Here is an 18,330-nt window from a genome sequence, read left to right as displayed (position 1 = left end):
GTCAGCCTTTTTTGTGGGCGGCTTATTGGCGGTGTACGCCGCCTTGATCACTGACCACGGCTTGTAAAGGCACGTCCCATGGCTCCACAGGCAGAGATGCCACCTGCTGGCAGGCATGGGCGATGCCGATCAGGGTAGGCGACGGCCCAGGGCGATGCATGAACGCCAAGCTGCGGTCGTAAAATCCGCCCCCCATGCCCATACGGTTAGCATTACCATCAAAGCCAACCAGCGGCACAATCAGCGTATCTAGCGCCCAGGCCGGTAGCCGGTTGCGCTGCTGAGCGCTAAAGCGTAAATCGGGCTCCCAAATACCAAAGCGGTTTTTTACCATTGGGGTATCGGGCCGGTAGGCGACGAACCAGAGGGTATTCGTGCTGAAAGGACGTAAAACAGGTAAATAAACCTCGACGTTACGTTTGCGCAGCCAGGGAAGCAGCGGCATCGGGTCAATTTCACCGTTGACGGGCAGGTACAGGCTTATACGCCGTGCGCGGCGGATTTCAGGTAGGGTTTTCAGGTGCTGACACAAGCGTTGGGCCGCAAGGCGCTGCTCATGCTGAGAAAGGGCTTGGCGTTGGCGACGTAAAAGGCGGCGAAGTGCGCGCTTATCCTCGTCGTGATGGAGGCTTTCCATGCATAGGTTCTCTCTTGCAGGGGTGTTCTCCAGAGTGCCGCTGTCGTTCTGGCCCTGAACCTACTGGTTCAGGTGGGTGGCCGCAGCCAAACCGTCAGGCTTTCCGACGCACGGACATGCACACGGGTCTGGCTAGCATTTGGCCCCCTGGGTATTACGCATAGGCTCGAGGGACTATAACGACTGGCGCACACCCCAGAGAACCCCGCCATCCTAACAGAGCGATGGCTAATGCCAAAGGGCTGGGTGAAACGTTCGCCGAGTTTTTAGGCCGTTTGCAGTGCTTTTAAACAATGCCCAGGGTAAACAATGTCTAAGATAAACAATGCCTAGGGTTGACGTGAGGGTTGGCGTGTTTTGGCCAACGCCCGTTCAAGGCGATCATTTAACCGATTCAGGTTCGCCTCACCGGCGCGGTGTTCATCCATGGCTTCAAGCAGTTCATGGGTGATATTGAGGGCCGCCATGATAGCAATTCGCTCACTACCCAGTACGCTGCTTTGGGCATTGATACCCTGCATGGCGCGATCAAGATAGCGCGCGGCGCGGTCAAGTTTGGCTTCTTCGCCCGTGTCGCAGGCAATGATATAGCCGCGCCCTAACAGGGTTATTTCTTTGGTTGGCCGCTTGGCATTACTCATCAAAGACTCCAGCACGGGCCAGCAGGGGGCCCAATGCGTTAACATCACAGCATAGGAAGATAGGTGCCAGGTGCCACTCACTATAAGAGAGGCGCTTGTGCGCGGTCAACGCGCAAGCTCTATCACCCATACTTCCAGTGCCACGAATAAATACGAGGTTATCAAATACTATGTCATTGATTGATGAGCGTCAGGACTTTTCTGACGTCGCCGATGTTTTTCTACTGCATGGCAGCATGCAATCTCCGGCTTTCTTGGATGGCCGTTTGTGCGCGCTGCTGGCGCTGCGCAATGTGAGTGCCGAGGACTGGTTGGACGAAGTCTGCCAGAGCTTAGGTGTTGAACAGCCACGCGACCAGCCAAGTGCCGAGCGGCTATTAGGCTGGCGGCGGCAAACCGTAGAGGCGCTCAGCGCCAGCGACCTGGACTATACGCCGCTGCTGCCCGATGAGCTGTTCTCACTGGCCGAGCAGGCGCAGGGCCTGAAGGAGTGGACGCTAGGCTTTATCGAGGTGGTCGACGAGGTAGCTGACAGTGAGCTGCGTGAGCGTTGGTCACAGGCGCTGCGCGAGGCACTGAGTGACCTGGAAGGGTTAGGCCGCATCGATACCGATATTGATGACAGCCCCGAGAACGAAAATGATCTGTTTGCGCTGACTGAGCATGCCCGTATGGCCGCCATGCTGCTGTATACCGAGCAGCACCCAGGTATGCCGCAAGTAGAGCAAACCGACGCCCCCATTCATTAATCACTTAGCCTGGAGCCTTTATGTTGTCAGAGACCGTGCTGCCCGAGATGTTACCTCGCCCCTCCGCCATTGGCCTGGCGGAGTATCGCCAGCGCCGTGATGCCTTGATGGCGCAGCTACCGGATAACGCCGCGGTAGTGCTCCCTGGTGCTAGCCTTGTGACCCGCTCACGGGACAGTGAATTCGCCTTCCGTCAGAACAGTGATTGTTACTACCTGACCGGCATTCGCGAACCGGACGCGCTGCTGGTGCTGCTGCCGGGGCGAGCAGAAGGCGAAAGCGTGGTGTTCTGCCAGGATCGAGACCCCACCATGGAAGCGTGGACAGGGCGTCGGCTGGGAGCCGCTGGCGTGGTGGCCGAGCATGGGATTGACCAGGCATTCGAAAACGCGGATCGCGATGAGCAGCTGGTCGAGCTGCTGACGGGGCGCGAATTGCTCTATCTACCCCTTGATAATGGTGAGGCAGTCGCCGTGGCTGAAGAGGCCCTACACAGTGCTCAGGCAGGGCTTAGGCGCGGGCGGCCAGCGTTGAAGGGCTGGTTGGACATTAGTCCATTGATCCACGCCATGCGGCTGATCAAGAGTGAGGCCGAGATTGCCCTGCTCAAGCATGCGGCGATGATATCCGCACGGGCTCATCGGCGTGCCATGCAAGTATGTCGCCCTGGGCTCAGCGAATTCCAGCTCCAGGCCGAACTAGAGCATGAGTTTGTCTGGCAGGGCGCCAGTGGCCCGGCTTACAGCACGATTGTCGGCAGCGGTGCCAACGCCTGTGTCCTGCACTATATTGAAAACAGCGCACCGCTGTGTGATGACGGTCTGGTATTGATTGATGCGGGCGCCGAATTTGAGCTGTACGCCGGGGATATCACCCGTACGTTTCCGGTCACTGGGCGGTTCAGCGCTGCGCAGCGAGCGCTGTATCAGGTTGTACTCGACGCACAGGTGCGCGCCGTTAGCGCTGTCCAGCCGGGCGCCACACTGGCGGATATTCATCAGGGCGTGGTGCATGACTTAACCGCTGGGCTGATTGAGCTTGGCCTGCTGGAAGGTGACGTTCAGGCGCGCATTGATGATGAGAGCTATCGACGCTTTTATCTGCACTCGACGTCACACTGGTTGGGGCTGGACGTGCACGATGTCGGCACCTATCGCCTGGACGAGCAAACGCCGCGCCCCCTTGCTCCAGGCATGGTACTCACCGTAGAGCCCGGCCTCTATATTCCCAGCGATGACGATATTCCTGATGCCTATCACGGTATTGGCATTCGGATTGAAGACAATGTGGTCGTGACGAAGGATGGGCATGCTGTGCTGACGGCGGACGTGCCCAAGCAGGTGGCTGATATTGAGGCCTTAATGGCTAAATAATAACCAGTATTTAGAGCATTAATTGTACGTTATGTAAATTACGTTACGAATTATTAGTTGCCTCTAGAGTGCGGCGGTATGGCGAGGGAGAAGCCGATGCAGCGGGCTAAACAGATGACTGATCATGACACTGCTCAAGCGCTGACCCATGACATTGTGATTGTGGGCGGTGGGTTAGTGGGGGCGAGCCTAGGCTGTGCTCTTGCACCGCTGATTGAGCGCTACGGCTGGCGGGTGGCCGTGATTGAATCGGCACCGTTAACGGCGCAGTCACTGGAAAGCGCCTGGCAACCCAGCTTTGATGCCCGGGCCAGCGCGATCGCCGAAGGCTCTGCCCAGCGCTTCGAGCAGTTGGGTGTGTGGGAAGCTATGCGTCATGAGGCGACACCGATCAAGCGTATTCATATCAGTGAGCGTGGCCGCCTGGGAGCGACACGGCTGAGTGCTGACGAGCTGGGCGTCGCGGCACTGGGCCACGTGATTCCCAACGCCTGGATGGGGCGTGTACTGCATCGGCGTTTAGCCGAGTTACCGCTGGAGTGGCACTGCCCCGCGAAGGTGGAGCAGCTGACCCCCGTAGCGGGCGGGCATCATCTCAAGCTCTCGGATGGAAGCCAGCTTACTGCTGGCTTGACGGTATTGGCGGATGGAGGGCGGTCTGGGCTTAAAGAGCAATTGGGTATTGGCAGCCGCCGAGAGCCTTACCAGCAGACAGCTTTGATCGCGCATGTGGGCGTCAGCCAACCTCACGAGGGGGTCGCTTACGAGCGCTTTACCACCCAAGGGCCAATGGCCCTGCTGCCACTGCCGGGTCAAGCCATGGAGTTGATATGGACGCATCCTAGCGGTAGCGAAAATGCGCGTATGGCACTGCCGGAGCGTGAATTTCTGCTTCAGTTACAGCAGGCGTTTGGTGATCGAGTGGGCCGGTTTACGCAGCTGGGTGCCCGACATGCTTATCCGCTCTCACTGGTAACCGCCGAGGAACCGGTACGGCCGGGGCTGGCGGTATTGGGCAACGCCGCCCACGCCCTGCATCCGGTTGCTGGGCAAGGGTTTAACCTGGCGCTGCGCGGGGTGATGGATCTGGTCGATGCCTTGGAGCAGGGGGAGCTGGCGAAGCGACCGCTGGGAGATATGGTCACACTGCAGGCCTTCGAGAAGCAGCGTTCACGGGATCGCGCCAACGTGATTCGCTTTAGCGACGGCCTGGTCAGGCTGTTCGGGCTCTCCTTTCCGCTGTTGCCCCATGCCCGTGCGGCGGGCTTGATTGGCCTGAACCTGGTGGGGCCGTTAAGGCGAGGACTGGCCAGACGTGCCATGGGCCTGGAACGCTAGGCTATCTACAATCAATAGCTGCGCTCGCTGGCGCTAGTTAAAAAGGATTTCTATGCAGACTGACTCATCTACTGCAAAGCCGCCGGTTGAGCACTTTGAGGCCATCATTGTCGGCGGCGGCATGGTCGGTACCGCGTTCTGTGCGTTGTTGGCACAAGCGGGGATGAAAGTTGCGTTGGTCGAGGCAAGGCCTGCGCCAATAAGTCTGGATAAGGCCACTGGCCCGCTACCTGCTCCGCGCGTTAGCGCATTAACGCCGGTTTCCCAGCGCTTGCTAGCGCATGTGGGCGCTTGGCCCGCCATGCAGGCAACCCGGGTAACTCCCTACCGCGGCATGCAGGTGTGGGATGCCGAAGGCAGTGGCGAAATCGCTTTTTCCGCTTATGAGGCGGGCGTGGCGGTGCTTGGCCATATCGTTGAGAACACGGTCACGCTGGCCGCACTCAATCGTCAAGTGCTAGACCACCCCAACGTCACGACGTTTTTTGGTGCTAGCCCGCAAGCGCTGCAGCGTGCCAATAGCCATGCTGTCAATGGCAATCGTGCTACTAGTGGGGATTGGCTCATACTTGACGATGGGCGCCAGCTACACGCGTCGCTTATCGTGGCCGCCGACGGTGCTCACTCGGTGCTGCGTGAGATGGCGGATATTGAGGTAGCCAGCGACGATATGCAACAGCACGCTGTCGTGACCACGGTGCAGTGCGCCAAGCCTCATGGCGGCACGGCGCGGCAAGCATTTATTGATGGCCGGCCGCTGGCATTCCTGCCTTTAACCGTGGAAGGCAATGAGCATTACTGCTCTATCGTCTGGTCAACCACCCCAGAGCACGCCGATGAGTTGAGCGCGCTGTCTCGTGACGCACTGGGGGAGGCGCTTGGGGAAGCGTTTGGTCATCGTCTAGGAGACGTTACTGCCTGCGATAAGGCCCACCGTTTTCCGCTAGTGCAGCGCCATGCCCGCCACTATGTGCAGCCGCATTTCGCGCTGGTGGGGGATGCGGCCCACAGTATTCATCCGCTGGCGGGCCAGGGGGTGAATCTGGGGCTAATGGATGCGGCGGTGCTGGCCGAAGAGGTGGTACACGCCTGGCAGCGTGGCGCTCCTTGGGGAGAACTGAGTACGCTAAGGCGCTATGAGCGGCGTCGGCGCTTTGATAACAGCGCCATGCTGGGGTTGATGAAGGGCTTTAAAGTACTGTTTGGCAGTCACGATCCGGCATTGACGATGATGCGCAACCTGGGCATGAGCGGCATGAATCAGTTGGTGCCACTGAAGCGGGTATTGATGCGGCAGGCGACCGGAGAGCGCGGCCGCCTGCCGCTTACTTGCCGTTAAATCAGGTCGTCGTTAAAGTAAGCGGCCGTTAACGCCGCTGACGATCGACAACGTTGAGCGCTTTAAGCAGATTAAGCGCTTCGCTGAGCTGGTAATCGTCAAGTAGCCGCTCGGCCATCTCCTGTCGATCACGGGGCGCCTGCTGGGCGCTTAGGTGGCCTTCAAGGTCGGCTTCGCGAATTTCACGACGGCTCTCGGCTACTTCCAGACGGCCGCGGACCACCTCTACATCGGGTTCAATACCCTGGGCCTGGATAGAGCGCCCGTTGGGGGTGTAGTAGAGTGCCGTCGTCAGTTTTAGGCCTTCGCCATTGCCCAGCGGCATGATCTGCTGCACCGACCCCTTGCCAAAACTGCCGGTGCCCATGATGACGCCGCGCCGTTGATCCTGCAGCGCACCGGCGACAATTTCTGCCGCTGATGCACTGCCGCCGTTGATCAGCACCACCAGGGGAACATCACTAGCCGGCGTGGCGGGGGAGGCAGAGAACGACATTTCGGTATCCGAGAGGCGCCCCTCGGTATAGACGATCAGCCCTTCGTCCAGAAACAGGTCGGTAATGCCAACGGCGGCCTGCAGCACACCGCCGGGATTATTACGTAAATCGAGTATCAACCCTTCCAGTGGCTGACCCTGTGCCATGCGCTCCAGCGCTTCGCGGGCCTGATCAGGCGTACGCGATTGGAATTGGCTGATGCGTAGGTAACCGTAACCCGGTTCAAGCAACTCGTGCTTAACGCTCTCGCTGCGAATAATCTCGCGGGTGAGGATGAACTCACGCGGCGTATCTTCCCCTGAACGCAACACGCTAATGCGAATCTCGGTATTGGGCTCGCCGCGCATCAGGGTTACCGCTTCCTGCAGCGACATGCTCTCGGTAGGCGTACCGTCGATGGCCACGATAATATCGCGGGACTGTAAACCGGCGCGGGAGGCCGGGGTGTCATCGATAGGCGTAATGACCATCAATTGGCCGTTCTCGGTGCCCACTTCAATACCAATACCGCCAAATTCGCCCTGGGTCGACTCTCGCAGGCTTTGGTACTCCTCCTCATCCAGGTAGGCGGAGTGGGGGTCAAGCTCGCTCAACATGCCGCGCATGGCGTTGCGCAGCAGCGTGCGATCGTCGACCTCTTCAACGTAGGCACGCTTGATGCGTTCAAACACCTCGGCGAAGGTCTGGATATCTTCAAGGGGGAGTTCGTTAGAGACAGGCTCATCCACCACGCTGCTACTGGCTGGTTGGGCAAGTAACGGTAGCGGGGCCGACAGTAAAACAATCGGCAGCAGGGTAGCCAAAAGGCGCTTGGCGGGGGTGGATACCCCGGTAACAGATAGCGTCATGCAGACTCCGCAGGGCGATAGGTGGCGTCGTGGTGCGTCACCTTGAAATAGTAGCTGGAATAACATTAACAACTGAGTCATTTATAAACTGAGATATTTATAATAGTGCAGCTTATCCCGTCAGCGGCGTGCAATCCAACGCTGCGGATTAATGGGTTCACCGCCTCGGCGCACTTCAAAGTAAAGCGCGGCGCGGTTCTGACCACCGCTGCCCCCCACACGGCCGATTTCATCACCGCGGCTGACCTGCTGCCCAGGTCTAACGCTAAACTGCTGCAAGTGTGCGTGCAGCGTCATGATTTGGTCGCCATGATCGATAATGAGCAGGTTGCCAAACCCCCGCATCCAGTCGGCAAACACTACGCGGCCGGTATGAACGGCGGTCACCGGCGTGCCTGCGCTGGCTTGAATGACAATACCGTTGTAGTGCACACCATCGCGATGGTGGAAATTGCTACTGATGGAGCCCTGTACTGGCCAAGGTAAATCACCTTGGGTACTGACAATATGCGTAGTGGGCGATGGTTCGGCAAGTTTTGCCATTTCGGCTTGGATATTGCGCAGCACTTGCTCGGCTTCTTCACGGCTTTGGTTGAGGTCGGCCAGCCGCTCTTCTTCACTGCCGTAGCGGTCATCCAGGTTAGAAACAACGCCACGCCGTTCGGTAGTGCGCTCGGCAAGCAGCGCGCTTTGTTCTTCTAACTCGTCGGCCAACGTATCGAGGCGGGCCTGGCGCTCGCTCAGCTCTTGCTGGGTCTCAGCCAGGGCGGTGTCTAGCTTGGCGATAGCCTCTAAGCGACGATTACGTGCTTCCGTTAGCCGGTTCATGTAGGCCTGCATACGGTCAAGCTCAGCAGGGTCGCCCTGGTTAAGCAGCAGCTTGAGCTGTGGCGTTGGGCCAAGCCGATAAAGCGCTGAAAGCTGTTGGCCCAGGGCCGCATACTGATCGGCGCGCTCGCTCTCTAGCCGATCGCGGTGCTGGCGTAGCTGGGTCGTTTCGTCGTTTAGCTGGCGGCGCTCCGCTTGCAGTGTGTCTAAGCGCTGATGCGTTTCGGCAAGCTCCGTTTCGACTTCCTGAAGCTCGCGCTCGGCATCATCGCGGGCTTGACCAGTGGCGCTGAGGCGTTGGGCGACGGACTCGATCTCCTGGCCAATCGCATCCAACTGCTGGCGCGCCGCGCTTTCATCCTGCTGAGCGAAACCCGCTGGCGTGTAAACTAACGCCAGCAGGAGCGTCACTGCTAAATACCACCGCATGGGCACTACTTGTAATGAATCAGTGGTTTTCCGGTCATTGCCTCGGGCTGTTGTTGATCCATCATGGTCAGCAGTGTAGGGGCCAGGTCGCATAGTTTGCCCTCTTCAAGCGAGGCTGGGCGCTTGCCAACGTAAATGAGCGGTACCACAAAGGTAGTGTGAGCAGTTTGCGGAGCGCCTGTTTCAGGATGCACCATCTGTTCTGCATTGCCGTGATCGGCGGTAATTAAGCAGGCGCCGCCAGCGCGCTCGATGGCTTCGACCACGCGGCCCACGCAGGTGTCGACAGTTTCAATGGCTTTTACCGCGGCGTCAAAGTCACCGGTGTGGCCGACCATGTCACCGTTGGCGTAGTTGCAAACGATCAGGTCGAAGCGGCCGTCATCGATGGCCTCTACCAGTTTGTCGGTGATCTCAAAGGCACTCATTTCAGGCTTTTCATCGTAAGTGCGCACATCACGGGGCGAGGGCACCAGGATGCGTTCTTCGCCCTCGTACTCAGCTTCATTACCGCCCGAAAAGAAAAACGTCACGTGAGGGTACTTTTCGGTTTCGGCAATACGCAGCTGTTTCAAGCCGCGCTTGGCGACGACTTCCCCCAAGGTGTCGTTAAGATCTGATGGCGGGAAGGCGGCGAGGGCGGGAATATCAGCGGCATACTGGGTCATCGTCACCAGCCCCTTGCCCGCAAGCTTCGGACATACACGCCGCTCGAAGCCCTTGAAATTCGGTTCGACGAAGGCGCGGGTCAACTCACGGGCGCGGTCGGAGCGGAAATTAAGGAAAATGGCGGCATCGCCATCCTGTAGGGTTACTGCATGCTCTTTGGTGCCGTCTTTCTGCGGTATGCTGCTCGCTGCTACAAACTCGTCAGTTTCACCGCGCTGGTAGGCGTTGCGTAGCGCGGCTTCAGCGCTGGTGGCGTAGTGTTCCGCATGGCCCTCGGTCAGCAGGCGATAGGCTTGCTCTACTCGTTCCCAGCGGTTGTCTCGATCCATGGCATAAAAGCGGCCAATAATTGAGGCTACGAAGCCGTTGTCAGCGCCTACCAGCTCTGCTAGCCGAGCATTGGCACGCTCTATTGAGGATAGCGCGCTTTGCGGTGGCATATCGCGGCCATCGAGAAAGGCGTGAATGAAAATACGCTGAGCACCGCGGCGTGCGGCCAATTCGGCCATGGCAATAAAGTGCTCTTCATGGCTATGGACGCCGCCGGGGGAGAGCAGGCCAATCAAGTGTACCGGCTTGCCGTTGGCGACGGCTTCGTCAATCGGCTGGGTAAGATTTTCATTGACATCCAGGTCGCCGTCTTCAATCGCTTTGCTGATGCGGGTGAAGTCCTGATACACGATACGCCCGGCACCAATATTCATATGCCCAACTTCCGAGTTACCCATTTGGCCTTCGGGGAGCCCCACGTTAAGACCATCGGTATGAACGAAGGTGTGCGGGCAGGTTTCCCACAATTTATCCATCACCGGTTTATGGGCAGCAGCGACGGCATTATGGTCGCTGTCGGGGTTGTGGCCGTAGCCATCGAGAATAATCAGCGCCACTGGGCGCGGGGTACGCGAAGTATCCATAAAAACCTCGTTAAGATTGGCAAGCCGAACGACTCGAAAATTCGGGGTCGCGACGGACGCACGCTTGGGGCATCATAACGCAGGCAACTGCCAGGCGTCATGATCAAGGCCTGCGCGGGAAGCTATCTGACGTGTATACTTGTCGCGTTTTGGCAGCGGTTAGGCCGCTTTTTTCTGCATTGACCAAGAGATTGTGTTCGCGATGATCGATCAGGTGTTCGAATTCGTACAGAACCACCCCCTGCTAGTCGGGGCATTTTTGCTGGTGCTAATCGCGTGGATCATTTATGAAACGCGTAGCGCCTCTACAAATGCACTGACCGCCTCGCAGGCCACTCAGCTTATCAACCGCGAAGACGCGGTGGTGCTGGACATCCGTGAAAGCAAAGACTTTAAAGCCGGGCATATCGCGGGGGCGCGCAACATTCCGCAAAGCAACCTCGATAGCCGCATGAGCGAACTGGAAAAAGTAAAAGCCCAGCCGATCATCGTGGTATGCAAGCACGGCCAGAGTTCTGGTGCCGCACAGGCCAAACTCACCAAAGCAGGCTTTGAGCGCGCTTACAAGTTAAGAGGCGGTATGGCGCAGTGGCAAGGCGATGGCCTGCCGGTGGTTAAGAAGTAAGCGACGTTATTTTTATTTAATGAACAATCAGGAGCTATATCATGGCGGAAGATAACAATACCCCCCAGGCTGGTGCCTCAACGGATGAAAAGCCGCAGTTGAAGTTTTCGCTGCAGCGCATTTATGTAAAAGATATTTCGTTTGAAGCGCCGAATTCCCCGTCGGTATTTAAGCAGGCGTTCAAACCCAAGGTGAACCTGGATCTGAATACCACCAGCACCAAGATTGCTGACGACCAGTACGAAGTCGTGGTCAAAGTGACCGCTCAAGTGAACGATAACGAAACTGGCACAACGTCTTTCCTGGCCGAAGTTGAACAGGCCGGCCTGTTCCGCATTGCCGGCATCGAAGGCGCACAACTGGAACAGACCCTGGGCGCCTTCTGCCCTAACCTGCTGTTCCCCTATGCGCGTGAGTGCGTCGATAACCTGGTCAACCGCGGTGGTTTCCCGCCGCTGATGCTGGCGCCGGTTAACTTCGAAGCAATGTACGCCCAGCGAAAGCAGCGCGAAGCCAAGCAAGCCGAAGAGAACACCCACTAAGCGATGTCAAACGCCTTATCAGCAACCCACGCCGCTGATTGGTATGCCCAGCACGGCAAAATGCCACGCCTCTATGTGCCTGCTGCTTTTGTGACAGGGAGTGAGCTGGCACTGCCGGAAGGGCCTGCTCGTCATGTCACCCGTGTATTGCGCATGGGTGAAGGCGCGCCGCTGGTGCTATTTGACGGCCAGGGTCTTGAAGCAGGGGTGCGCTTGGTGGACGTTAGCCGCAAGCAGGCGCTAGCGCGAGTCGAAGCGGTGTGGCCGGGCAGTGGTGAATCGCCACTGTCCGTCCATTTAGGCCAAGCCATCTCTAAAGGCGACCGAATGGATTATGCCATTCAAAAAGCCGTCGAGCTGGGCGTGGCGGCCATTACGCCGCTCTACACCGAGCGTGGCGATGTGCGATTGAAAGGCGACCGTGAAGATAAAAAGCTGGCGCACTGGCAAGCGGTGGCTGCCAGCGCCTGCGAGCAGAGCGGTCGAGCGGTAGTTCCGCCAGTGTATCCGCCCATGGCGCTTCAAGCATGGCTTGCAGAGCGCCGGGAACCGCTGCGCTTGATGCTGCATCTAGCGACCGGCAATGCGTTTGATCGTCAAGACCGGCCGGCGTCGGTGGCTCTGCTGATTGGTCCGGAAGGCGGTTTGAGCGAAAGCGATATTGCGGCTGCCCAAACCGCTACCTTTACGCCGCTAACACTCGGTCCCCGGGTATTGCGAACAGAAACAGCACCAATAGTGGCGCTTTCCCTGCTACAACACTACTTTGGCGATTTGTAAGCACTTACTATCAGCAAAACTCTATCACACCGCCTTTTCCCTTCGCGCTTTTGTCCTTGAATTCTTTGTCGCTGATTCATGCCCATTTCGATATGCCTGTTGAAGCCCCTTAAGCACGATGGGCTTAAGCATCGGTAGTGTTTCTCCCGATAACCCACTGAGCACCGTTAAACGGAGTTGTCGGCCACGTGCGTATCCCAGCCAGCAGGGCAGCCATATCGGTACAGGCGTGCTATCCAGCATCTGGATTCGCCAGTGGCGCGGGGTGGCTATGCGTTCCCATAGCCACAGTCGATCCATCGCTTCTGGCGTTGGCGGTGAACCACTATCAATTTTAACGCCTGCACTGGGTTTTTCTTTTTGAGCGGGTAGTTCAGCATCCACCAGTAGCAGTGCGCGACGCATTTCTTGAGCAGAGAGTAACCACGCCCCTGGCTTGCCATCAGCCACGCCTAAGCCAGTGGCCCACAGTCGAATCCAGGCCGGTTCGCAAGCATTGGCCCCTAGGCGTTGTAAGCGCTTTTGAGCGGCTGTCGCAGTAATCCGACGGGCTAGTGTTAAGCACTCAACCATTCGCCCACCACTCATTCGCCCAACCCTGTAGCAGCGCTAACATGCCCAGCATGAGACAAAACCAACTAAATAAGCCGATACAGCGACGCCGCGTCAGGCGGGCCTCTTTGCCGATCACCTGAGCGTTATCAGCTCGCGCTGCCAGCACGGCCTGCATGTCCGGTGCCGCTTCCGTCATTATCACATCGCTCAACTGCTCTTGGCTTGGGGCGGGAGCCGTTAGGCTCACGAGATAGCCAACGGACATCGACACCGCTACGCCGTCCGTGTTGTTGTACAGCCAAGAGATATCGAGTAGCGCAGAGACTGCCCATACGGCAAACATGCCGGTAATGAGCCCTGCCGTGGCGCCGCGCGCATTGGCGCGGTGGCTGAAGATAGCCAACAGGAAGGTGCCGAGCAGTGCGCCGTAGAACCACGAACCGATTTGATTGACCGCTTCGATCACAGGGCCAAGGTTACCCGCAAAGAAGGCAAACAGCGTGGCATAGAGCCCCAAAAAATAGTGGCTAGTCGTGACGCTTTTAAGTAATGGGCATCGCTAGCATTGGGTTTGAGATAGCGGCTGTAAAAATCTCGCACGGTCACTGCTGAGAGTGAGTTGAGCGCCGAATCGAGGCTCGACATGGCCGCAGCAAACGCCCCGGCAAACACCAGCCCGGCCATGCCTGAAGGAAACGCGTTGACGACATAGCGGGGCAACAGCTCATTCAGATCATCAGGGGGCGTTAGCCCATGCTGCTGGTAATAGGTCGCCAAAATGACGCCAATAAAAAGAAATAGCAGCATTTGTGGAATCAGTAGATAACCGCCGACAGCAACGAGCGCTGGGGATCGAGCACCGAAGGGCTGGATAAGACACGCTGTATCTGGCTCTGATCAAAATCAACACGATCATGGCCAAAGGTACATTGATAAATGTCACCAAGCGTTCAAGGCCGCCCTCGAGGCCCCAGCCAGGTGCTCCGATAAAGGTGATGGCACTATCGCCCAGCCCGGTATTTTGCGGCCGCCTAAAAAGTAGTCCTCAGGATTGTGCTGGTCTTTGCCAAAACGCGAACCAATCCAGGCAATAAGGCCGATATAGCCGATCAGCACTAACGTATCCAAAAAGCGTGAACCCTTCCATGTTCGCTCCCCTACGCCTAATTTCGTCTAGTGTTTTGATAGTAGCAGGTTGTGAAGTGATTGCTTTATCAGGTGTCACAAGCGCTTTCGACCACTAAAAAATCAACATCTCGCTTTGCCCTGTGTGTGCCAGACACCATAATGTTGTTCTATATTACTTGAAGGATGTTCCCCATGGTCCGTGAGTCACACTCATCCCCCCGATCCGCCAGCGATGCATCTGCCCAGTTGGGCGAAGTGGCGTATCTAACGGTCACGGCCGTCAATAACATTGGCGCATTTTTGCAGTGGGGGCAGCCAAAAGATGTGTTGCTGCCCTTTAGCGAGCAACATTTTCGCCCTGATCCCGGCAAGCGCGTGCTAGTAATGCTGTATAGCGATGACCAGGGGCGACCAGTGGCCACGATGAAGCTGGATCGCTTTCTGACAGATGACGCCTGGGCCCTGGAAAAAGGCGATGAGGTGGCCGTCGTGGTTGCTGAGCGTACCGATTTGGGGATGAAAGTAGTGGTCAATCACCGCTACTGGGGACTCATTTATCAAGATGACGTTACTCAACCGCTACGCCGCGGCCAGTCAGTTAAGGGCTATGTGAAGCAGCGCCGTGACGACGGTCGCTTAAATATCTCGCTACTACCGCCAGGCGCTGCCCGGCTCGATGTGGTCGGCGACAAGATCCTGCAAGTGCTGCGTGAAAGCGGCGGTTATTTGGCGCTGGGGGATAAAAGCCCTGCCCATGAAGTCAAAGCACGCTTAGGTGTGAGTAAAAGCGCCTATAAACAGGCCATTGGGCGGCTTTACAAGCAGCAGTTGATCACCCTCGAGCCTGACGCTATTCGCTTAGTGCCCGGCGCGCTGAGTGAGTAGTTAGCTGGGGCAGTTGGAGCCTAGCGGGCAGTGCGGCATACTGGGCATCTATTGTTCATGTTTGGATACTGCCCCCGATGAGCCAATCAAATCTGCATCTCGGCGTTGTGATGGATCCCATCAGCGACATCGCTTACAAGAAAGACACTACTATGGCCATGCTATGGGCTGCCCAGGAGCGTGGTTATACCCTGCACTATATGGAGCAGGAAGATCTTTTCTTAAATGCGGGGCAAGCCTACGCACGCATGCGGCCTTTAACTGTGCACCGTGACCCTAATCATTGGTACGACTTGGGCGAACCTTCTGCGCGCCCGCTAGTAGAGCTGGACGTGGTGCTGATGCGTAAAGACCCGCCCGTCGACGCCGATTTTACCAATGCCGTACATCTGCTGGGCTTTGCTGAGCGTGAAGGTGTGTTGATAGTCAATCCCACGGCGGCGCTATTACAGTGTAATGAAAAGCTGTTTGCCCAGCAGTTTCCCCAGTGCTGTGCGCCCACGGTCGTCGCAAGCCGCAATGAGGTACTGCGCGCCTTCCACGCCGAGCACGGCGACGTGATCTTCAAACCACTGGATGGCATGGGCGGTACCGGAATTTTTCATATTGGCCCAGATAGTCGCAATATCGGCGCAGTGATTGAGCAGCTCACCTTTCGCGGCCAACGCCAAATCATGGCGCAGCGTTATCTGCCTGCAATTAAGGATGGCGATACGCGCATTCTATTGGTCGATGGTGAACCCGTACCCTTTGGTCTGGCGCGCATTCCATCAGCGGGCGAAACCCGTGGCAACCTGGCTGCAGGTGGGCGGGGCGTCAGCCGTGAACTCACTGAACGTGACCATTGGCTTATTCAACAGGTGCAGCCAGTGATTCGTGACAAGGGCCTAATGTTCGTGGGTCTAGATGTCATTGGTGACTACATTACTGAAATAAATGTCACCAGCCCTACCTGCGTACGCGAAATTGATGACCAACGTGGCACCAATATCGCCGGTTTACTGCTAGATGCTATAGAACGCCGCTTAGCCTAAGCGCGCCCCTACGCCTATAATTACATTCATTACGCTACGCCTGCTGAAATCCCAGCAGGCAGTGGGAGACGCATGCAAAGTTTGAAACATCACTTTTTAATGGCCATGCCACATCTAGAAGACCCTAATTTTGCCGGTAGTCTGATCTATCTTTGCGATCACGATAACAACGGCTGCATGGGGGTGATTACTAACCGACCGTTAGAGATCACCCTTGAAGCCCTGTTTGATCAACTGGAACTGGGTGGTGAGGCAAGCCCGCACCGCAATGCACCGGTTTATTACGGCGGGCCGATGCACAAAGATCGTGGCTTCATTCTGCATGTCGGGGATAGCCAGCAATGGGACTCGAGTATTCAGGTGGAAGATGGCATAGCGCTCACCACATCTTTGGATATTCTCCAGGCCTTTGCTGCTGGCGATGGCCCTGAGCACTTTTTAGTCTGTTTGGGTTGCGCGGGCTGGGAAGTGGGGCAGCTAGAAGAAGAGCTTAAAGAGAATAGTTGGTTAACGGTAGAAGCTCAGAGCAGCGTGCTATTCAACACGCCCCCCGTCGAGCGGTTAACGGCGGCGGCAGGTTTGCTCGGTATCGACCTTAACCTAATGACCCGAGATGCGGGGCACGCTTAATGGCTGAAGCGGGGCAGCGCTTAATCCTGGCCTTTGACTACGGCACTCGGCGTATCGGTGTGGCGGTGGGCAACGAGTTGCTGCACAGCGCGCGGGAGCTCACGCCGCTGACGGCGCGAGATGGGATTCCAGATTGGAACGTCGTGTCGCGGCTGCTTAAAGAATGGCAGCCTGATCTAATGGTGGTGGGGCTGCCGCTGAATATGGATGGTAGCGAATCAGAGATGAGCACTCGCGCCCGCAAGTTCGGCAATCGTCTGCATGGCCGTTTTGGTAAACCGTGTGAAATGGTCGATGAGCGTGGTACCACGCGGGAGGCGAAAATGATCGCCCGTGAGGCGGGCCATAAAGGCAACTATCGGCAAGATAGTGTCGATGGCATTGCGGCTATTCTTATTCTTGAAGGCTGGTTTGCCCACCAGGAAGGTTTGCCAGGTGGGCGTCTTTCACTGTAACGCCTATGAAGCCCTTCTTTTAGCGATCTAGCGTGCCTGTTTGAGTTGGCACGTACCAGCGCACCGGCCGCAACTCTTGCTCAATCAATTCGTCGACCTTTAGTAACGTTGCGAAAATCGCCATCCGCATAGGAATGCCGTTATCGGTTTGGCGGAAAATCGCCAGACGCGGGTCGCCGTTCAGATCCACGTTTAAATCATTCGCACCGGGGCGGCTGTCCCTAGGCAACGGGTGCATCACTATTGTGCTTTGGCTGCAGCGCTGGTCCAGAAAATCGCGGTTGACCATAAAGTCGTCGGAAAGCCCCTGAAAACTCTCATTCATCTCGTCGGTAAAGCGCTCTTTCTGAATACGCGTGGTGTACACCACATCTAAATCTGCAAAGTCGTTGGCTAATGAGTCGCACTGCTCAATGCGATGGCCGCGCGATGCCACTAGATCAATCAGTTTTGAGGGCATTTCAAGGCCTGGCGGTGATACCAGCGTAATTCGCAGCGGATCATAGAGTGATAAAAGCTTGATCAGTGAATGGACGGTGCGACCGTATTTCAAATCCCCAGTGAGTAAGATATGGGCACCGGTCAGCGATTTACCCAAGCGCTGAAACTCTTTATCAATCGTATAAAGGTCAAGCAGCGCTTGGCTGGGGTGCTCGCCAGGGCCGTCGCCGCCATTAATCACTGGTACGTTAGTAGCTGCAGCAAATTCAGCCACTGAGCCCTGGTCGGGGTGGCGCATCACAATGGCGTCACAGTAGCCACTCATTACCCGGCTGGTGTCGTAGAGTGACTCGCCCTTCGCCATAGAGGAGAAGGTAAAGCCAGTGGTATCGCACACGCTGCCGCCCAAGCGGCAAAAGGCTGCATTAAAGCTGACCCGTGTTCTTGTGCTGGCTTCAAAAAATAGATTGCCGAGTACCGCCCCTTCCAACACGCGCGTCACTTGGCGTCGTTGAGCGATTGGCTCCATGCGCGCAGCAACACGCAGTAAATAATCAACGCTTTCACGGTTTAATGAGTCGACAGTTAGCAGGTGGTGGCTCATGGCGGACCTCAGCAATGTGGTAGATGAGACTAGTGTAACCGCCAACGAGGTTGGCGCCGAAGGGGTTTAATCCACTAGGAGCGGCTAATCTGTAATTTTTCTACAAAAGCCCTTGCCAACCCGGCCGCGAATCCGTAAAGTACGCATCCGCTGCCGGGGACGCCAAGCGTTACCAGCGGTAAATGAAGGTGAAAACCTTCGGTTTGTCAGGTAGTTAGCGGTTTTGGATGTGGTCAGGTTTGCATCGAAAATAACGCCCTTGACAACCACCAGGAAATGCGTAGAATACGCCTTCCTCGCTGCGGCAAGCCAAGTCAACGGCTCGCCAGGTTGCTTTCACAGTAACCAGGACAGCGAAACAGCTCTTTAACAATTTGATCAGGTAATTC

General features: G+C 56.9%; 21 protein-coding genes and 1 other RNA gene. 11 read left to right on the top strand and 11 right to left on the bottom strand.

All coding sequences use genetic code 11. The features are described 5' to 3' along the window. Positions 1-22: 22 nt before the first annotated feature. The 3 genes from HUO07_RS06425 to HUO07_RS06415 all read right to left on the bottom strand — a co-directional run bounded on the left by HUO07_RS06425 (position 23) and on the right by HUO07_RS06415 (position 1,278). Entirely contained in the window at positions 23-637 is a 615-nt protein-coding gene (locus HUO07_RS06425) for a 5-formyltetrahydrofolate cyclo-ligase (RefSeq protein ID WP_176302885.1), read from the bottom strand. A gap of 22 nt (positions 638-659) precedes the next feature. Continuing rightward, positions 660-842: non-coding RNA, 6S RNA (ssrS, locus tag HUO07_RS06420), on the bottom strand. 124 nt (positions 843-966) lie between these two features. Next, the gene (locus HUO07_RS06415; protein WP_008959129.1) at positions 967-1,278 is read right to left on the bottom strand and encodes a cell division protein ZapA; all 312 of its coding nucleotides are present in this window, start codon (positions 1,276-1,278) and stop codon (positions 967-969) included. Positions 1,279-1,448: 170 nt separating this feature from the next. On the opposite strand from HUO07_RS06415, the gene HUO07_RS06410 reads away from it, so the two are divergent. The 4 genes from HUO07_RS06410 to HUO07_RS06395 all read left to right on the top strand — a co-directional run bounded on the left by HUO07_RS06410 (position 1,449) and on the right by HUO07_RS06395 (position 6,077). Next, positions 1,449-2,027: a UPF0149 family protein gene (locus HUO07_RS06410; RefSeq protein WP_176302884.1), complete on the top strand. Its 579-nt coding sequence runs from the start codon at positions 1,449-1,451 to the stop codon at positions 2,025-2,027. Positions 2,028-2,062: 35 nt separating this feature from the next. Beyond that, positions 2,063-3,400 carry a Xaa-Pro aminopeptidase gene (pepP, locus tag HUO07_RS06405; RefSeq protein ID WP_176303057.1) on the top strand — a complete coding sequence of 446 codons (1,338 nt, stop codon included), beginning with the start codon at positions 2,063-2,065 and terminating at the stop codon, positions 3,398-3,400. 96 nt (positions 3,401-3,496) lie between these two features. After that, positions 3,497-4,738, top strand: a complete 1,242-nt coding sequence (gene ubiH / locus HUO07_RS06400; RefSeq protein WP_176302883.1) for a 2-octaprenyl-6-methoxyphenyl hydroxylase — start codon at positions 3,497-3,499, stop codon at positions 4,736-4,738. Between the two features lie 52 nt (positions 4,739-4,790). Further along, a complete protein-coding gene (locus HUO07_RS06395) occupies positions 4,791-6,077 on the top strand; it encodes a UbiH/UbiF/VisC/COQ6 family ubiquinone biosynthesis hydroxylase (protein WP_176302882.1) in 1,287 nt (428 codons plus the stop codon). A gap of 28 nt (positions 6,078-6,105) precedes the next feature. On the opposite strand, the gene HUO07_RS06390 is transcribed toward HUO07_RS06395, so the two are convergent. The 3 genes from HUO07_RS06390 to gpmI form a co-directional block, all read right to left on the bottom strand. Further along, positions 6,106-7,422 carry a S41 family peptidase gene (locus tag HUO07_RS06390; protein WP_176302881.1) on the bottom strand — a complete coding sequence of 439 codons (1,317 nt, stop codon included), beginning with the start codon at positions 7,420-7,422 and terminating at the stop codon, positions 6,106-6,108. 120 nt (positions 7,423-7,542) lie between these two features. Beyond that, positions 7,543-8,679, bottom strand: coding sequence for a murein hydrolase activator EnvC family protein (locus HUO07_RS06385; protein ID WP_176302880.1), 1,137 nt, complete (start codon positions 8,677-8,679; stop codon positions 7,543-7,545). Positions 8,680-8,684: 5 nt separating this feature from the next. Continuing rightward, a complete protein-coding gene (gpmI, locus tag HUO07_RS06380) occupies positions 8,685-10,262 on the bottom strand; it encodes a 2,3-bisphosphoglycerate-independent phosphoglycerate mutase (RefSeq protein WP_176302879.1) in 1,578 nt (525 codons plus the stop codon). A 202-nt stretch (positions 10,263-10,464) separates the two neighbouring features. On the opposite strand from gpmI, the gene HUO07_RS06375 reads away from it, so the two are divergent. The 3 genes from HUO07_RS06375 to HUO07_RS06365 are packed head-to-tail and all read left to right on the top strand — an operon-like array spanning position 10,465 to position 12,209. Beyond that, the gene (locus HUO07_RS06375) at positions 10,465-10,887 is read left to right on the top strand and encodes a rhodanese-like domain-containing protein (protein WP_008959138.1); all 423 of its coding nucleotides are present in this window, start codon (positions 10,465-10,467) and stop codon (positions 10,885-10,887) included. A gap of 41 nt (positions 10,888-10,928) precedes the next feature. Continuing rightward, a complete protein-coding gene (gene secB, locus HUO07_RS06370) occupies positions 10,929-11,429 on the top strand; it encodes a protein-export chaperone SecB (RefSeq protein ID WP_176302878.1) in 501 nt (166 codons plus the stop codon). A 3-nt stretch (positions 11,430-11,432) separates the two neighbouring features. Further along, positions 11,433-12,209: a 16S rRNA (uracil(1498)-N(3))-methyltransferase gene (locus HUO07_RS06365; RefSeq protein WP_176302877.1), complete on the top strand. Its 777-nt coding sequence runs from the start codon at positions 11,433-11,435 to the stop codon at positions 12,207-12,209. Positions 12,210-12,233: 24 nt separating this feature from the next. Here HUO07_RS06365 and HUO07_RS06360 read toward each other — a convergent pair whose 3' ends face one another. From HUO07_RS06360 to HUO07_RS21685, 4 genes are all read right to left on the bottom strand, one after another. Next, a complete protein-coding gene (locus HUO07_RS06360) occupies positions 12,234-12,797 on the bottom strand; it encodes a hypothetical protein (RefSeq protein ID WP_176302876.1) in 564 nt (187 codons plus the stop codon). After that, positions 12,775-13,281 (bottom strand): hypothetical protein, encoded by a 507-nt coding sequence (locus HUO07_RS21695; RefSeq protein ID WP_246286513.1) that lies wholly within the window; start codon positions 13,279-13,281, stop codon positions 12,775-12,777. The genes HUO07_RS06360 and HUO07_RS21695 overlap by 23 nt, the downstream gene beginning before the upstream one ends. Then, positions 13,227-13,571, bottom strand: coding sequence for a sodium:solute symporter family transporter (locus HUO07_RS21690; protein WP_246286511.1), 345 nt, complete (start codon positions 13,569-13,571; stop codon positions 13,227-13,229). The genes HUO07_RS21695 and HUO07_RS21690 overlap by 55 nt, the downstream gene beginning before the upstream one ends. 132 nt (positions 13,572-13,703) lie before the next feature. Then, positions 13,704-13,892: a hypothetical protein gene (locus tag HUO07_RS21685; protein ID WP_246286509.1), complete on the bottom strand. Its 189-nt coding sequence runs from the start codon at positions 13,890-13,892 to the stop codon at positions 13,704-13,706. A 192-nt stretch (positions 13,893-14,084) separates the two neighbouring features. Between HUO07_RS21685 and HUO07_RS06350 the strand changes: the two genes are divergently transcribed. From HUO07_RS06350 to ruvX, 4 genes are all read left to right on the top strand, one after another. Further along, positions 14,085-14,777, top strand: a complete 693-nt coding sequence (locus HUO07_RS06350; RefSeq protein ID WP_176302875.1) for a CvfB family protein — start codon at positions 14,085-14,087, stop codon at positions 14,775-14,777. Between the two features lie 77 nt (positions 14,778-14,854). Continuing rightward, positions 14,855-15,811, top strand: a complete 957-nt coding sequence (gene gshB, locus HUO07_RS06345; RefSeq protein WP_176302874.1) for a glutathione synthase — start codon at positions 14,855-14,857, stop codon at positions 15,809-15,811. 72 nt (positions 15,812-15,883) lie between these two features. After that, positions 15,884-16,441, top strand: a complete 558-nt coding sequence (locus tag HUO07_RS06340; protein WP_176302873.1) for a YqgE/AlgH family protein — start codon at positions 15,884-15,886, stop codon at positions 16,439-16,441. Beyond that, a complete protein-coding gene (gene ruvX / locus HUO07_RS06335) occupies positions 16,441-16,896 on the top strand; it encodes a Holliday junction resolvase RuvX (RefSeq protein WP_176302872.1) in 456 nt (151 codons plus the stop codon). Before HUO07_RS06340 ends, ruvX begins: the two co-directional genes overlap by 1 nt. 19 nt (positions 16,897-16,915) lie before the next feature. On the opposite strand, the gene HUO07_RS06330 is transcribed toward ruvX, so the two are convergent. Further along, entirely contained in the window at positions 16,916-17,941 is a 1,026-nt protein-coding gene (locus tag HUO07_RS06330) for an aspartate carbamoyltransferase (RefSeq protein WP_176302871.1), read from the bottom strand. Positions 17,942-18,330 lie beyond the last annotated feature (389 nt).

This window comes from Vreelandella maris (assembly GCF_013371085.1).
Lineage (GTDB): Bacteria > Pseudomonadota > Gammaproteobacteria > Pseudomonadales > Halomonadaceae > Vreelandella > Vreelandella maris.
Note: the sequence above shows the minus strand (reverse complement) of the source record. Positions and strands in the feature narration are given on the sequence as shown.

Excerpts from the sequence above, each read along its gene's own strand:
- HUO07_RS06425 (WP_176302885.1), bottom strand. The coding sequence starts at position 637 with ATGGAAAGCCTCCATCACGACGAGGATAAGCGCGCACTTCGCCGCCTT.
- HUO07_RS06415 (WP_008959129.1), bottom strand. The coding sequence starts at position 1,278 with ATGAGTAATGCCAAGCGGCCAACCAAAGAAATAACCCTGTTAGGGCGC.
- HUO07_RS06410 (WP_176302884.1), top strand. The coding sequence starts at position 1,449 with ATGTCATTGATTGATGAGCGTCAGGACTTTTCTGACGTCGCCGATGTT.
- ubiH (WP_176302883.1), top strand. The coding sequence starts at position 3,497 with ATGCAGCGGGCTAAACAGATGACTGATCATGACACTGCTCAAGCGCTG.
- HUO07_RS06395 (WP_176302882.1), top strand. The coding sequence starts at position 4,791 with ATGCAGACTGACTCATCTACTGCAAAGCCGCCGGTTGAGCACTTTGAG.
- HUO07_RS06390 (WP_176302881.1), bottom strand. The coding sequence starts at position 7,422 with ATGACGCTATCTGTTACCGGGGTATCCACCCCCGCCAAGCGCCTTTTG.
- HUO07_RS06385 (WP_176302880.1), bottom strand. The coding sequence starts at position 8,679 with ATGCGGTGGTATTTAGCAGTGACGCTCCTGCTGGCGTTAGTTTACACG.
- gpmI (WP_176302879.1), bottom strand. The coding sequence starts at position 10,262 with ATGGATACTTCGCGTACCCCGCGCCCAGTGGCGCTGATTATTCTCGAT.
- HUO07_RS06375 (WP_008959138.1), top strand. The coding sequence starts at position 10,465 with ATGATCGATCAGGTGTTCGAATTCGTACAGAACCACCCCCTGCTAGTC.
- secB (WP_176302878.1), top strand. The coding sequence starts at position 10,929 with ATGGCGGAAGATAACAATACCCCCCAGGCTGGTGCCTCAACGGATGAA.
- HUO07_RS06365 (WP_176302877.1), top strand. The coding sequence starts at position 11,433 with ATGTCAAACGCCTTATCAGCAACCCACGCCGCTGATTGGTATGCCCAG.
- HUO07_RS06360 (WP_176302876.1), bottom strand. The coding sequence starts at position 12,797 with ATGAGTGGTGGGCGAATGGTTGAGTGCTTAACACTAGCCCGTCGGATT.
- HUO07_RS21690 (WP_246286511.1), bottom strand. The coding sequence starts at position 13,571 with ATGCTGCTATTTCTTTTTATTGGCGTCATTTTGGCGACCTATTACCAG.
- HUO07_RS06350 (WP_176302875.1), top strand. The coding sequence starts at position 14,085 with ATGGTCCGTGAGTCACACTCATCCCCCCGATCCGCCAGCGATGCATCT.
- gshB (WP_176302874.1), top strand. The coding sequence starts at position 14,855 with ATGAGCCAATCAAATCTGCATCTCGGCGTTGTGATGGATCCCATCAGC.
- HUO07_RS06340 (WP_176302873.1), top strand. The coding sequence starts at position 15,884 with ATGCAAAGTTTGAAACATCACTTTTTAATGGCCATGCCACATCTAGAA.
- ruvX (WP_176302872.1), top strand. The coding sequence starts at position 16,441 with ATGGCTGAAGCGGGGCAGCGCTTAATCCTGGCCTTTGACTACGGCACT.
- HUO07_RS06330 (WP_176302871.1), bottom strand. The coding sequence starts at position 17,941 with ATGAGCCACCACCTGCTAACTGTCGACTCATTAAACCGTGAAAGCGTT.